The organism is Corynebacterium sp. HMSC074A09 (assembly GCF_001811545.1).
GTDB classification, from domain to species: domain Bacteria; phylum Actinomycetota; class Actinomycetes; order Mycobacteriales; family Mycobacteriaceae; genus Corynebacterium; species Corynebacterium hiratae.
In genome coordinates, this window is record NZ_KV805177.1 from 1 (window position 1) to 14,847 (window position 14,847).

Here is a 14,847-nt window from a genome sequence, read left to right on the forward strand (position 1 = left end):
AAAGATGTGCTTGCCTACTTTGATATCGGTGCGTCCAACGGCCCCGTCGAGGCGATCAACGGCAGACTCGAACACTTACGCGGCATCGCCCTAGGATTTAAAAACCTCAACCACTACATCTTGCGATGCCTAATCCACTCCGGACAACTACAGGACAAAATCAACGCACTCTAAAACCGGAAGGGCCACTTAATCGTTTTTGGCCATCGCAGTATTCTGCCGCTGGACACCCAGATACTGCGAGTACGCAAGTACTTCCAACGCAGGAACAGGGTGCTTGACGACGCTTCCTTTTGCCCACCACCATAGGCAGCCTGATGCCCGTGAATTTTAGAAAGGACGATAACGCACATCTAGTGCGCTTGAATTAGTTGAGTCTAAAACTGCTTGGAGTCAAGAACTTGTGGAGGGACCCCACAAGGCTATTTCCCGACGATAAGCTTTCTCTTCGTCGGGGAAAGTAGTCAAGCTAGACGGCGGTTAAGATCCTCGGACCAATTGGCAATCTCCCGTCCTAAGTAGTCGACGTAACGGCGACGGTCTTCCTCATCCAAACCCTGAATCTGAGCAATAAGCGCATTAGTGTTGTCAGGTTTTGAAATGGTTGGCTTTATCAATCTAATCCCACTACCTAATTCGCATAGTGACCGCGGTATTTCTCCATAATTGCCTCAATATCCCGGAATAGCGCCGGCCCGTACTTCGGGTGGCGCAGACCAAACTCCACACTGGCAGGGATAAAACCTGCCGGGTTTCCCAAGTCGTGGCGAATACCGTCGTGCACAACAACGTGGACTGGATGCCCCTCGGAGATGAGCAAGTCGATGGCGTCGGTCAACTGAAGCTCCCCGCCTTTGCCCGGAGTGATGCGACGCAAAGCATCAAAAATAGCGCGGTCAAGCAGGTAGCGGCCAGTTGCGACGAGGTTCGACGGCGCATCCTCTGCCGCGGGCTTTTCTACCATCCCGACGACCTTCTTCACTCCATCCTCACCGGTGTCCTGGATGTCGAACACACCGTAATTCGAGACATCCTCGGGTTCCACTTCCACAGCCAACAGCACTGAACCGCCATGCTCCTGGCGCACACGAATCATCTCACTCATGGCGGCGGTGGGCTCAATGACGTCATCGGGAAGCATGACAGCAAAGTAGTCTTCATCGTCATCTAGCACGGTCTCCGCCAAGCCAACTGCATGGCCCAAGCCCAATGGCTTGTCCTGCACAACCGCTACTGGTTGGATGATCTGCGCGGCACGCTCCACCTTCGCCGCCTGCTCGTCCTTGCCGCGTGCACGCAGAATCTCCACAAGTTCAGGAAACTCATCAAAGTGCCGCATAACCTCGTCCTTGTTAGGAGAGGTAACAATCGCCAACCTCGTTGCCCCAGCACCCGCGGCCTCCTCGGCAATCATCTCAATGCCAGGAGTGTCCACGACTGGAAGCAACTCCTTCGGGACAGTCTTCGTAGCAGGCAGGAAGCGCGTCCCCATACCCGCTGCGGGGACCACGACGGTACGCAATCTCATCATCTAAGCCCTTTCACCACTTGAAATCATCATACGAGGCTATTGATTGCTGTCGCCATCTTCATACGCAGGTAGAGACCGCTATTAACAATAGATCATCCTTTGCGACCTATACAGGACGCAGGCTGTGAACGCCTTGATAGCAGTTCCTCAACAAAGCTAAGCACAAAGGCTCGCGCGCCCATATCCTCCAGGCAATAATTGGCGCTAACCAGCCTTTTCGATAGCATCCCCACGTCCGAGGTACACGCGCAGTTTTAGGCCTCTAAAGATGCGCTCCACCGGCCTACCACTCGAACTCTATCAACAGAGCATTGAATGGCTTTAATCATCTTCAGTACGATAACCATCCAATTTAAAACCGGCGGCGGAATTCAACCCAAGCCTCAATCACTCTCCTATCCCGCCATAACTAAAAAATTCTAAAATCATAACGGGCCCCAATTCAACCAGCTATACATTATCTTCTAAGAATTCAACTACGGTTTCGATATTACAAGTAGCCAGAGCTGAAAGAAACTGCCTCTTCCGCGCCTTGTTACCATCGAGCGTGCCATGCCAATAGAAACTCAAGAATTCCATAAACTCATCTTTGCCCCGTCCAGAATGTACAATCAAAGGCTCCGAGTAAGAACGTTGTAAATCATCAACATTCCGCTTCACTTCGGTCCCGAAATGTTGGAACTCTTCTTCATAGAGAGTCATAATGTTGAGTGAACTTTTACCACTGTTGCGTGCGGCTGTAGCGACAATAACTTCATCATTTGGAAGCAAAGCCGCATCCATAGAATTCTCAGCCACCCGTCGTCGCAGCTCAAGCGCCTCTAGCGCGAGTTCTCGGCTGCATCGTAGAAGCGGAAATGACATGGCACCCAGCGTCAGGCCAGGAATAACATCATCTAGCGCTTTACCCCACATCCAGTTTCGACCAGTAGGCCATACCTGAGTTGCTAAAAGGTCATGTTCAAGCAATTGCAAACGCTTAAGGTACTTTTCTGCCCCGTTTAGGAAAAAGACATCCGGCTCAACTACCCACGCGTAGTCCCATTCCTTTTCAAGGGCTCGGTAGAGAACATAGTCTCCACATAACCATCCCGTTTTATTAACATTAGGCGCATAATGAAGTCCATTAGAGCGCACGAACTCATCCGTAATTGGAAGTGTGATTATTGGATAATCACCTAAAGCAGATTTTACCCCACCGTCGCTTTTCCCTAACATGTCTGGAACCGCTATGACCGTCCAGCCGGGCAAATATACTTTAAATGAATCGACCATTTCAGAAACCCGTTGGTCAAACTCAACACATCTAATCAATATAACTGTACGGGGCATTAAATCTCCTCTCAGATTTGTCCGTACTTGTGGCTAGATTTAAACCCAATCATAGAAGACATTACGGACGCATCCAGCCCATGACGAATATGCTTCTAAAATGGCTCAAGGCGTTCCAATCTCTAGCAGTCTTGCCGTCACTACGATCGATAAGACTCCGAAGGACGAGATCTAAAAAGCTCAAGCTGGGTCAGCCGTTTCTAGATCAGCAAGGGTGTCGACCAAAGCTTTGACGTCACCAATTGGAACTGATTGGAGCAAGCCCCAGCCTTGGTGTAGATCCAAGATAGGAAGCTCAAAGGAAACGCACGGCAGGCCGCATGCCATCGATTCTGCAATGGCGTAACCAAAAGACTCCATCAGGGAGGTCGATACATAAACGCCACCGCGATCGCGTGCTGATCGATATAGTTTGGCCATCTCAGGCTGAGAGAGGTTCATGTAGAGCTGAATTCTGTCTCTGATCCCCATGGCATCGCATTCAGACAAGAAGCTCGCAGTTCGTGCTGGCTCGTGTTCCAAACTTACGATAAATACACCGATGTATTCTTCCGGTAGCTGGGCTAATGCACGCAATGCGTATTGATAGCCCTTGTTTTTATCAAAGCGCCCGACCCAAACAAGGGGACGACGATTCCGCGTAGTGAAGTTTTGGTCCCTATCGAAAAAGTCCCCGGCACCGTCAGTCCTAAAAACACGTTTGTCGACCAAGTTAGGAACTACCGACAGTCGACTGAGTATGCGGCGCGGCAGCCTCTCCCCAATCTGTATTCTCATAGCGTCTGACGGAACCACTATTTCACTCATCTTATCGATGTCGAGAATACTAATCTCTTGCTCCACCACAGGCATGCTAGACGAGTGGAACTCGTAAATCACTACAGCATCTGGGTTCTCCACCAAAGCATTTGCAATCTTAGGAGAGCTCAAAACATGAACCGAATCGTACTCCACACGGTTAATAAGGTAAGTGAGATAAGGGTTCGCTCGATCCTCGCGGATAATCCGAACTTCGACGTTAGGTACATCGGCAAAAGTCTGTAGTCCACCGCGGTCTTTTAAGAAGATAACGTCAAAATGAGTGTCTGGCTCATCCGCAGCCCTACCGCGAATCACGGAGGAAACGCCACCCTTTGAACAATTTGGGTAAATAATCAACTTACGCATCAGTTTCTCCTAGCACTTAGTTTTCGAGCTTCATGACTTCGAGCATTTCGCGAGCTCTGTCATCCCAGGATGCACTTTCGAGGAAGTGAGTAAGCGTTTCGATCTCGCCATAGGTCAATTCAGAGTACAAGGCGCTCTCAATGCAATGAATAAACTCGTCGACTCCTCGATAGACCCAAGTCGAAGGATACTCATGAACCATGCCCATGGGGGCGGTAACGCAACGAAGCCCCCATGCAAAATACTCATAAATCTTATTCGGATCTACAGACCTCGTGAGCGGAATGTCCGCGAAAGGAATAAGGCCAACCTTCCAAGTCTTAACCAATGGTCGAAGCTCGTCATGATTCATCGCACCCAGAAACTCAACGTTTTTCGGTAGCCTGATCCCATTGGGCATTCCGTGCCCCACAATTTGGAACGTGACATCTGGCAGCCTTTTAGCTGCTTCCACCACTAACGGCCAATCAAACCAGCTTTCGGTCAAATGGCCGACATAACCGACTTTCCTCGAGGCATTTCGCTGCGCGGTTACTTCAGTTGAACGAAGTTCACGAGTTGTGTCGATGACATGCTTGTTGACAGCATTCGGGATAATAAAATGGCGTTCTAGGGTGGGGTATAACGAAACCAGTTTCTCATCGAGAGCGGCGCTAACGCTAACAACTGTATCTACCATCCGGAGCATTTGACGCTCGAGCTGCGGGTCATACCATTTGGAATAGCCTACCCGATTAAACTCCTCCATATCGTCGCGGCACTCATAGACCGTGTTCCATCCAGCTGTCTTGAGCCGTTGAACCGCTGTCACACTTTGAATACTTGGGAAAGACGAGCAAATAAAAGTGCTGTTTTGGGGCGTTCTTTCCGCAATAGCAACCTCCAACAATTGATCAAAATCAGTGCGTGGAATCTGCGCTAGCCTATCGCTCACCTTTGCTGGATACTCCTGCAACGACCCAAACGGGATAAACACAACTCCGATTCCTAAACGGCTATACGCTGCGGCTAGATTATTTGGACGCAGCGACAAGGTCTCGTGTCCCAATGGCGGAGCAGTTGTGTCAATAATCATCAAAGGAGTTTCGGGGCCCAACTGCCTAATGAAATCTTGAATGCTAAAGGACCGATCTTGTGCCGCACTGGTTTCAAAGGGGCCTACGATAGCTGCACGAGACTTTCCCCATTCAACACCCGCAATTTCGAGAGTCGCCGCCCCCTTGGGGACCTCGATCGTGCGTTCAAATTCTGTTTCGATGGATTCGCCAGCGGTCAGTCCTATGAAAGACCCAAACCTCGGGTTTTGCGGCAAGTCTGTTGTCCCCAAAAGCTCGCTACCATTTCTGTCCATGAAACGCACACTAAGCGGAGCAATATTCTTCAGCTCCTTGCTTGGGATATATGTAGCCGACAGTGTCACTTCTCGTGCTGACGAATCCACAGCGATACGCTGAATAAACTCACTTGACGAAAGCGTAGCTGGCTTACCTGAAGGGTATCGGAAGGCAGCCACACCGTCTGAAGTAGTTTGGAAAAGTAAATCGCCTAAAAGCATTGTTTGGGTCCCGTTCTTCCCCTTTCTCCACTGCTTCCCCACAGCTTCGAAGGCAACTGCTTTAGGTGGAACGATAAAGTCCAGCCGGTCCTGAACGGGCTTCCCATTAATGGAAGGCGAAAGGTAGGAATAGAATCCTACAGCTTCAGAGATTCGGTTCCACTCAAAGTCCTCAATCGGTTCTCCGTCAGAATCCAAGAATTTGAATGCGATAAGTGCGAGTCTTGAGCGATCGTCTTCGGAAACAGTCTCGATGAATAACGAGATCTTTTGCCCTGGTGAAACATTTTCGCGTAGGCTGACGCCATCCAATGGACGCTTCAAAACATCAATCTCTTGGACTGCCATTTTTCTTCTCTGACTTTCCGATTCTAGGTTTTACAAACGAGAATTGTTTACAGCCATGATAACTTACCTGGCTATAGGATCGCCGCGATTAGGCTAGCTTTAGCTTTGTTCATTTGCGGCGATTCGCCTCGTTGCTGGAGCGATGTTGCGGACTGAAGTCCGCCCTCGCGTTAACACACGTTTCTACACTTGGGGCTCAGCCCACCATCTGCATACCCACGGTCAATCGGCGCGGAGAGCGCCCGAACCCGCCGCGTCTCGACATCGTAATCAAACAAGAATGTCTGCCTCCCACGTACGATGCGAAGAGTGCGTTTTCCAGGACCATTGCCTTTGAAAGTATAGCCAATTTTTTCTTCTGCTCCTGCAACGATAACCGCCGTCAGCAGACCAAAGTCTTTTGTCGCACGACCAAACCCCACTGTCCACGTGTCCGTAGCGTGTTCGTTACGAAAAACTATTCCCCGAAGCTGCTCACGATCTCCACGAGCTAGGTTCACATCAGTGGAAGCAAAGAAGTTTTCACCTTCGATGCCATAACGAATAAACACCAGTTGCGTTCCATCCACAACGGAACGGAAACGAACGGACTCATACTGGGATCCCACGTACTCAAATTCTGGAGCCACATTCCATCGTTGTTCCGCATACTCCACGGACTCTGTGGGGCTCATGTGATCTGCTACAGCAAAGGGGCCACAATCCATGAAGCAAGCACTTCTCTTCCACGTGAGCCCTGTCCACCCTGTATCTTCGAGATCATATGCTGACCAATTCTCGCCAGTCTGAGAATCCACCAAATCCGACGCTGCATCAACGTCATGCTCTCTATTCCGCACCGTCAGCACATTGTGTGCTTGCCTGCTTCGAGCGTAATCACGCATTGGGCCGCGCGCATATCCTGGGTGTCCAGCATCCACAATAATGTTTCGACCACGGTCCCAGTACGTAAGAGAAAGATGGTCAAAATGACCGTGAATTTGCCGTGCTGGCCCAAACCTCAAGCAGTAGTAGCTCTCCAACTCCTTGGGTCGGAGCTGCCCAAATCCTGAGCGCCCAAACACGTACCCAGCTTTGTACACCTTGGCCCGCGGGATCTCGGTTCCAACTGCTCCATTAGAGTAGACAAACTCCAATGCGCCCCCACGCACGAATTCTGGGCGCCGCGGCATGGAGTCTCCAATCTCCACATAGGTGCCACCGGGAGTAATGGAGTGTGCCATGAATTCTTCTAATATCTTCTGCTTCAACCGGAGCTCATCTACTCCCGGCGCTCCGAGCCGTTCCAAGGCCTCAACGGTAGTTTGGCGCAGCCGCTCAATGTAACTGGCATACTCTGGCGCTTGTTCGTTGATAGCTCCTTCGTCATCAACCATCACTTCGAGGCAGGCCACTGCTCGCTCCGCGCCGATAGCGAGCATTGGGTTTTCGCTCAACCTTCCCCCTACCGCAAGCAGGGCCAAGGCCTGTGAGAGACCGTGATTCCAATAGCCGTCAAAATGCTCAACGAGCCACCGCCCATGATATTCAAGAGCTTCATGCAACCATTTGTCATCAGGGAAAACCTCGCTAAGTACACTTAACGAAGCAGCCCTAATAGCGACTGCGTGCCCTCCCCAGACGTATTCATCTTTTTGCCAGTTGGGAGTAACACCATTCATTTCCCACCAGCGTTGGGCTGTGGTCCTCACAAACTGTATAGAGCTAACAATCTGCTCACTCCAATCAGATCTTGGCCGCTCCACAGCGCGGTCTACAATAAAGTCGATCCAGTTCAGGGAATGCAAGTAAAAGCGCACCGTAGGATGTAGCTTCTTGGCCTCGATTTGCTGCCAGAAAGGTTCTTCCGGATCAAAAACAACAGGTTCATAAGAATGTATTACTAGCTTGCCGCTCAATACCTGAGACATGGAATTGAGACGGCCCAACCCCCCAGAAATCAAGATGTGCCGCCCACGGTTCGGGGCAGAATAAAGAGACATAGATGCTCCTTTCAAAAGAATCGACTAGCACTAAACGACGCTGTTCTTAACGTCCTATACCCGCAATACGCACCTAATTGCCGGAGGTAAGTGGCACAATACCCACGCAGTAACCAACTCAGCTAACACATGGCCAAGCAGGACCTGTCCGTAAACTTCTTCGGGCTATGGCTCCGTTGACACACGTTCCGCTACGGTGCGGTTTATCCGCCAGTCGGGGCGAGAACTGCTGCTAAAGCCCGAGTAATACAACTCGAAATACAGGTTATCGCCGCTGCCATGCGGGACGAGCGCAGACTTGTAGAGGTTGGGGTAGCCGGATTCCTCATGGGAGATGATCGGGGTGTCTGAGCGCTTCCAGTTGATGCCGTCCTTCGAACGCATCAGGTACAGGTTACCTTTCTGTACTGTGTTGCTCGGAATGATGTGGACCAGGCCAAAATATTCGCCGTCGTATCGTTGCAAATCGATGTGCCACCAGCGCTCATTAGACTGAAGGTATGGATCAACAGAGGGGTACCGAGGCGCGGACCACGCCTTGAGATCACTGCTTTCGTAAAAGATGATTCGGTTAGGCACACCGGCGCGGTTTTCAATGCCGTATAGACGCCAATTTTCACCGGTCCAAATAAGGGCCTGCGACATAAACTGTGGTTCACCAGACCAGATTTCTTCCTTTTCAGACCAATGCACGCCATCAATGGACTTGACTAGGTAAATGCGGTTGGTCTTGCCGTTAGGCCGATCCACCATGCGCCACGTTAGGTACATTTCACCGCTTGGAGCCATGACGAGCTGGGTATCGGAGTTGTGCGGATTGGGCTTACCCTCTTGATCATCGATGGGGTTTTTGAGCCCTTTGGGAGCCTGCCAGGTCCAGCCGTCGTTGGAGACGACGACGTTGGGGTCCTCTTCACCTTCATCACTGCCCGGATACGGGGTCATGGCCATCCAGTACTTCCAACCGTGCCAACCATTTTCAAAGTAAAGGACGGAGGGATGTGTGGCCTGGCCACTACCCTCATGGGTAGGCAGATTGAGCTGTGGACCACGCGGAGCTGCCCACGCCCAGAGTGGTGCCTTGTTTTCGCTACTAGAGAGTCGATCCTTGATATCGGCAACGTGTTGTGCATAGCCGGGGGAAGGTTCCACGGACGTCGTCGGCGCCGCGGGAGCGCTCGTAGTCGGCTTGGCTGAGGTGGTACCGGGCTCAGCGCTGGTCGTCGGAGTTGCGGTTGTACTTGGCTGGGCGGAAGGGGTTGGCTTTGCCGTCGGCGTGGGAGTAGGCGTAGACCCCTGGGAAGAACCGATGCCTGGAAGGACGCCTGCAAGGAGCGCCAAACCACCGATACCGACGGCAAGCGACACGAGTGCAGTGATGGCTTGGCGGAACTGTTCCTCGTTGAATTGAGGCAGAACAGTCATTTTGGGAGCAGGAAACTGCTGGGCCTGGGCGGATGCTGGTGTAGTAAGCGGTGCGGTACTAAGTGAAGCGATAAGGGCTAAAGCCACTAGGACTTTACCGGTACGAGGTGGTCGGCGCATCGAAAGATCCTTTATACAAAATAGATGAGACATAAAGAATCCTAGTACTTGAAAACATGTAGAGAAGGATTGGAGCGGACGAGAATTGCATTGCAAACCCTCCGGCCAAAGAAAAGTACACAGGGCTCCGATCTAAATCCCTATCTACATGACTCACGCTCTTCTTCGGTGTAATGGTCTTCCCGATGCTGCACCACCCAAATGCTTGATTCTTCGATAGTTGTCAGGTTCAACTTGGTCGCTTTCGACTACGCCCCACGGCGCCAAAACCCGCAGGCGTTTTCGCCACCTTAGGAAAAATCACTGAAAAGAGTGTGCCACTGGGGAAGAATCGCAGAAACATCCCATTGTTGAGCAAAATCCCGTGAAAGCTTGCTCGCTGCTTCGAAGTCAGAAGCATCTCGCAGCTCTAAAATACGCGTCGTATTTTCACTTAAACTTGCCTGGTCTGCGTATCGACCAAACACCTCACGCACTCCTTCCCGTTCCCAAAAGGCTGGGACAGCACCACTAGCCATCCCCTCAGCAGGGGCGAGGTGAAAACTCTCAAATTCACTCGAAGAAAGAATGAATCCGATACTCCGGAACCACGATGCAACATCTGCGCTGAAGCCATCAAACACGACGTGTTCCTTTAACGCTCTGTCCATAGCTATCCGCTCGAAAAAATCAAGGTAGAGCTGTTTTTCGATAGGATCGGACCACACATGAGGGTATTCCCAGGGCATACGACCCTTAATCCTTAGAATGTAGCGATCATCAACTTCGAGTAGCTGCTCTAATAAGTCTAATGCGCGGTCGGGGCGCTTGAGAAACGGAACCATTCCAACTAGGCCGAGCGTAAATTGCGCATTTTCGCTTTTAGGACGATTGAAATCGTGGGCGTCAACAACATTAGGAATAACTAACGTGGATTCATCAGCAAGATTAAATTTTTGAATTGCCTGATTTCTTACCCATTCAGAGACAAAGACAAGACGGTTAACTCTCTCCCATTTAACCTTGTTCATCCAAGGGCCATTGAGCTCAAATCGGTGCAAACGTGACACGAGTGCCACGCCCTGAGGCAGGTGCTGAGAGTACCAGGCAAGAGACGGCCCAGCCCATTCACAAAAAACAACGTCTGCCCACGCGGCGAGGTTTTCGCTTTCTGATTCATCGTGCTGGTGGAGGGTCGCCCATTTGTCGATGCGAACCTCAAACTCAGGACTAGTTTCCAAATAATCCATGAGTTCACCCATGAACTTTAGATCATGAGAGGCAACGACCAACCGAAGGGGCTCCGCAGATCTGGTGCGGCTTCTATGACTCAACAGCCCAGCACGCTTGAACGACTCGCTCAATCGCTTTTGCGCGTTTTCCATAGAAAAGTACTCTGCCACTGAACGCACATCTGCTCGGGACTTTTTAACCTTTGGCAATCCCGCGATGATCGTGTCCGCAATCTCCTCTACCGTGGCCTCTGCACTTACAAAAAAAGGGTAGGTGGCGCCAAAGAGGGATTTGTGGTCCTCAGTGAAATTGACAACCGGAACTGTTCCTGCCGACGCGTATTCAAGTGCTTTAGTCGATAATTCCAAACTAGAATCAAGCTCTCTAGAACGCCAGCCAAGACCGATGTCTGCCCTCTTGATCCTAGAAACTGACTCGTGACGAGGTAGTCCCCCAAGCCAAGAGACGCCGCTCGATGAATCCCGGTCAGCTTCTTCTAGGGCTGTTCTCATCCTGTTCACCCATGTAGGGTCGTTCCGAGCTCTATTGAACTTCGCTCCCACCACTTCAAGCGTCGCGCTCACACCACGTTTACGGAGCGCACGTGGGAGCTCCAGCATTTCTAAGGTTCGCCATTCCTTGGCAAGTTTTCCTGCGTAAATGAGCTGCAATTCTTGTTGGCTTCGTTCGCCTTTTTCTTCGACCTTCCCATACGCATACCGAGGAATCATCGGTGGAATGAGAACTACTTTGCCAGCTGCCTGTGGGACGAGGCCTTCCCAGTAGGAGCGGGCCGCTTCGGTTTGCGCGAATACTCTCTTAGAGTGCGCAGCAATATGATGTAGTCGATTCAGATTTGTGTCAGAAAGCTTAGAAGGAGGGAAGGGAAGATCTGTGACGTATGCCCAAACAATCGGACTAAGCTTCTCGTTTGACGTGAATTCAAATGCGGCCTCCAATCCTCGTACAACAACAGCTTCAGCGCTGGTTTTCGCCACTAGTTCTTGGGCGAGTTCTGCTGCGGATTCTGCGTCCAGCACCCCACCCTCGGCCTCGACCGAAGGGGCATGCACCTCAATATTCGTGATGGGACGGATCGCTTGAAGGAGTGTATCGTTTTCAGGAACCGCTTTTAGCAGCAAGTGGACCTCGTCGAAGACACCTGAAAGTACTTCACACACCGACATCAGCCATATTGAGGAACCATCGATAATGTTGGCGTTCGTATCCCCATAAACTACTACGGCGCTCATCTTAGTTTTCTCCCTTTGCAATGCTCTGGCGTGCTGGGACCGCATCTATATTGTTCAATGCCGCAAGTACTGGTGTTTTTAAATCTTCCGACCATCCCCAATTAGGCGACGAGGCATTAAGTACGACGTTAGCCCGGTCCCGCAAGTCATTTGTGAAATGGCTCGTCAAATTACTTGCGCGAACTACCACGACTACCCCTTGGTTCTGGGCATCAGCAATGTGCTCGATAAGCTTTAGATAGAGTCCAGTTTTTTGTGCTGATAACAAACCTTCCCAAGAGCCCTTCCAGAATTCTTGCTCATCAATGATGAGGTAACTCGTCCCCTGGTTTTCGCTTCCCAATAGGTGAGGTCCCGCAAGCCGGTGAACTCGTCCAGCCTCACTGAGAGCGGCTTCCAAATCAACAGATCCAATAAGACTGATTTCCCGAGTCCACAATTCGGCCTCAGCGGTCATCATCGCGCTGAGCGCTACAAAGCCATCTCGTTCCATTACTTGCTCAGCAGCAAGCCGACCTGCAGAGTGTGCTGTGGGGCGTGCGAGTATTCTCGTGGCGGGGATAGTGTTTGGTGCAAAGATACTAGGGCTATTTAATGCGTCTTCCCCAGTTCCAGGGTTCATAGCGCCACTGAGCTCTCGGAGAGAAGCTGTCTCCCTTTCTCGCGTTTGATCCTCGAAGTGAGCTTCCAGCCTGGAGAGCTTTTCTTCAATCTCTACAGCACGGCGCCGTGCATCTTTTGAAATACCCTCGGCCTTCTTTTGCGAAGAGATAAAGGCCGCTAGAAATACAACCCCCATTGCGATAGCCCCTACCGAAAGAGCTCGCCCGACAAGACTGCCGCCAACAGCGATGCTCGCTATTAAGAACGACGCCGCCATAGCAGCGATAATGGTCAGGGATCTGCCCCGCTGAAAGGAATCAATCTTCATCGATACTGTTCCTCTTGGATAGAGTTCTTTCTTGCTACAGTTTCAATTTCAGTTACTGTGGACAACGCCCCGCTACCCATCTACGGGTAGATCCAAAATAATCATCGGATCGCTGTATTCTTTCTTGATTTCGGCAAGATATTGAGCCGCAGGACCTTTGTCCTCCCTACCCATGAGCCGAGCCCACTCATGATATTGTGGTGCCACGATATCAGTCGGACCATCAGCGATAATTCGCCCCTCCGAGATCCAGATCGTGCGGACACAATTCTTTTCTATTTCTTTAATCGCATGTGAAACAAGAAACAGATTGCCGGCACGTTCCAAGAGCTCCTGCATTCGACCGCTGGCTTTGGCCCCAAAAGCGGCGTCACCCGTGGAAAGCGCTTCATCAATCATGAGGATATCCGGCCGCACCGCAGTAGATATGGCAAAAGATAAGCGAGCCGACATGCCTGACGAGTACGTTTTCATCGGGCGTTTGATGGCGTCACCGAGCTCCGTCCACTGCGCTATCTCATTGATCTGAGCCTTAGCATCCGATCGGCTCATACCCAGAGCAAGGCATCCAAGATAAATGTTGTGTTCTCCCGACAGATCTGGTTGGAGGGCTGGCGAGACTCCCATAAGTGTAGGTTGTGAACGAGTCAAAATGCGCCCTGCAGTCGGAGCAATACCACCCGCAATCATGCTAAGGAGTGTCGACTTACCAGAACCGTTTAGCCCAATAATTCCGATCGACTCGCCTGGCAAAGCGATCAGAGAGGCATTGACTATCGCGTCAACTACTGTCTTCCCACGTCCTACCCGAGTCATACTGGCATCTGAGGAACGCCCCTGGCTAATGACGTATCGCTTAGACACGTTGTCAACAATGACATTTGCCCGCTCGACATAGTTGATATCAGGCTCAGCTTCAGTTTCCTCAAACGATGTTGAGGTTTCCGGCCCCTGTATCTTCTCTACTTTTCTCTTCGCTTGGAGATACTTTCCGGGTTCTGCTGGCAACTTAGACGAGTCGAACATACTTGTCCTCCGCTCTCCAAAAGAAGATAAAACCAATCACAAAGGCACCTACGCTCCACGCTAAGAGCTCTCCCCACGTCGCAAGGCTCGGCGCGGTGCGGTATATAGAGCAGTCTCGGACAGCTGTAAGAAAGATGTAGCAGGGGTTAGCCGACATTATCTGATGAACCGCTGAATGCTCTGCAAATCGATCCACGGAAAACATCACACCAGATAAGAAGAAAAGACCTCGAGTCACAAGTCCAAGAATCGTCTTTGCCTCTGGGATCTGGGCAGTGAGCCTCGCTGTAATCATCATTAGTCCGCAGCCGAAAACATGGATTAGAAGGAATAGTGGTATCACAAAAACTACAGTCCACGATGGCCATGTTCCCCATTGAAAAAGAAAAGCCGCTATGAGCGCCACGCACGCTGGCAATATATTATCTATTAGTGAACGCAATGTGGTCGAGAAAGGAATTGACGCCCTCGGGAATTGGAACGCGCGAATCATTGAGCGCGAGGACTGCATTAGGCTAATTCCTGAATTCATGAGGCCCGTTATCATCCCGATAAAGATGATTCCGATAAAAAGAAAACCGATAAAGTTCTCGATACCACGAGAGGTCTTGAGGAGAAGTCCGAAGAGAAAACCATAGAGTGCGACATCGAATAGTGGGTTGAGCACCAGCCACAATTGCCAAAGACGATAATCCCGTGTTGTGCGCAGCGCCTTGGCGCGTGCATCTGCGGCGATAAAATGCCGGCGGGCTGCCAACTGCGAAATGTACTCTCCAAGGGTCGGGCGAGTAGCCAGCGGATGGAGACCTTCAGGGTTGACTATTTGTACGCGGCCTTCATGTCGCGCTACCTGGGCATTGAGCTCTTCGACTCCTCGCTGTGAAGTCTTGGAACCGCGCCATTTGTGGCGTGCCAATATGAATCAGCCCTTCCAGATCTATTGTGTTCGAACGTCCATATAAGTC

At 50.9% G+C, this 14,847-nt stretch carries 11 protein-coding genes; 1 reads left to right on the forward strand and 10 read right to left on the reverse strand.

From position 1 onward, the window contains the following. On the forward strand, positions 1 to 174 hold a 174-nt coding region (locus HMPREF2807_RS12925; RefSeq protein WP_167595614.1), incomplete at its 5' end, for a transposase. Between the two features lie 457 nt (positions 175 to 631). On the opposite strand, the gene HMPREF2807_RS12930 is transcribed toward HMPREF2807_RS12925, so the two are convergent. From HMPREF2807_RS12930 to HMPREF2807_RS12975, 10 genes are all read right to left on the reverse strand, one after another. Further along, positions 632 to 1,531: a UTP--glucose-1-phosphate uridylyltransferase gene (locus HMPREF2807_RS12930; RefSeq protein WP_070513508.1), complete on the reverse strand. Its 900-nt coding sequence runs from the start codon at positions 1,529 to 1,531 to the stop codon at positions 632 to 634. 450 nt (positions 1,532 to 1,981) lie between these two features. After that, positions 1,982 to 2,863, reverse strand: coding sequence for a hypothetical protein (locus tag HMPREF2807_RS12935; protein ID WP_070513511.1), 882 nt, complete (start codon positions 2,861 to 2,863; stop codon positions 1,982 to 1,984). Positions 2,864 to 3,043: 180 nt separating this feature from the next. Continuing rightward, a complete protein-coding gene (locus HMPREF2807_RS12940; protein WP_070513514.1) occupies positions 3,044 to 4,030 on the reverse strand; it encodes a glycosyltransferase family 4 protein in 987 nt (328 codons plus the stop codon). A gap of 16 nt (positions 4,031 to 4,046) precedes the next feature. Then, the gene (locus tag HMPREF2807_RS12945; protein WP_070513516.1) at positions 4,047 to 5,933 is read right to left on the reverse strand and encodes a glycosyltransferase; all 1,887 of its coding nucleotides are present in this window, start codon (positions 5,931 to 5,933) and stop codon (positions 4,047 to 4,049) included. Between the two features lie 170 nt (positions 5,934 to 6,103). Then, on the reverse strand, positions 6,104 to 7,915 hold the full coding sequence (locus tag HMPREF2807_RS12950; RefSeq protein ID WP_070513519.1) for a heparinase II/III domain-containing protein: 1,812 nt from the start codon (positions 7,913 to 7,915) through the stop codon (positions 6,104 to 6,106). A gap of 165 nt (positions 7,916 to 8,080) precedes the next feature. Next, positions 8,081 to 9,340 (reverse strand): hypothetical protein, encoded by a 1,260-nt coding sequence (locus HMPREF2807_RS13935; protein WP_158010546.1) that lies wholly within the window; start codon positions 9,338 to 9,340, stop codon positions 8,081 to 8,083. A gap of 410 nt (positions 9,341 to 9,750) precedes the next feature. Further along, positions 9,751 to 11,925, reverse strand: a complete 2,175-nt coding sequence (locus HMPREF2807_RS12960; RefSeq protein WP_070513524.1) for a glycosyltransferase — start codon at positions 11,923 to 11,925, stop codon at positions 9,751 to 9,753. A gap of 1 nt (position 11,926) precedes the next feature. After that, positions 11,927 to 12,856, reverse strand: coding sequence for a hypothetical protein (locus HMPREF2807_RS12965; protein ID WP_070513528.1), 930 nt, complete (start codon positions 12,854 to 12,856; stop codon positions 11,927 to 11,929). A gap of 72 nt (positions 12,857 to 12,928) precedes the next feature. Continuing rightward, positions 12,929 to 13,882, reverse strand: coding sequence for an ABC transporter ATP-binding protein (locus tag HMPREF2807_RS12970; protein ID WP_083306730.1), 954 nt, complete (start codon positions 13,880 to 13,882; stop codon positions 12,929 to 12,931). After that, complete coding sequence (locus HMPREF2807_RS12975) at positions 13,866 to 14,798, reverse strand: ABC transporter permease (RefSeq protein ID WP_070513531.1); 933 nt, start codon at positions 14,796 to 14,798, stop codon at positions 13,866 to 13,868. Before HMPREF2807_RS12975 ends, HMPREF2807_RS12970 begins: the two co-directional genes overlap by 17 nt. Positions 14,799 to 14,847: the final 49 nt, after the last annotated feature.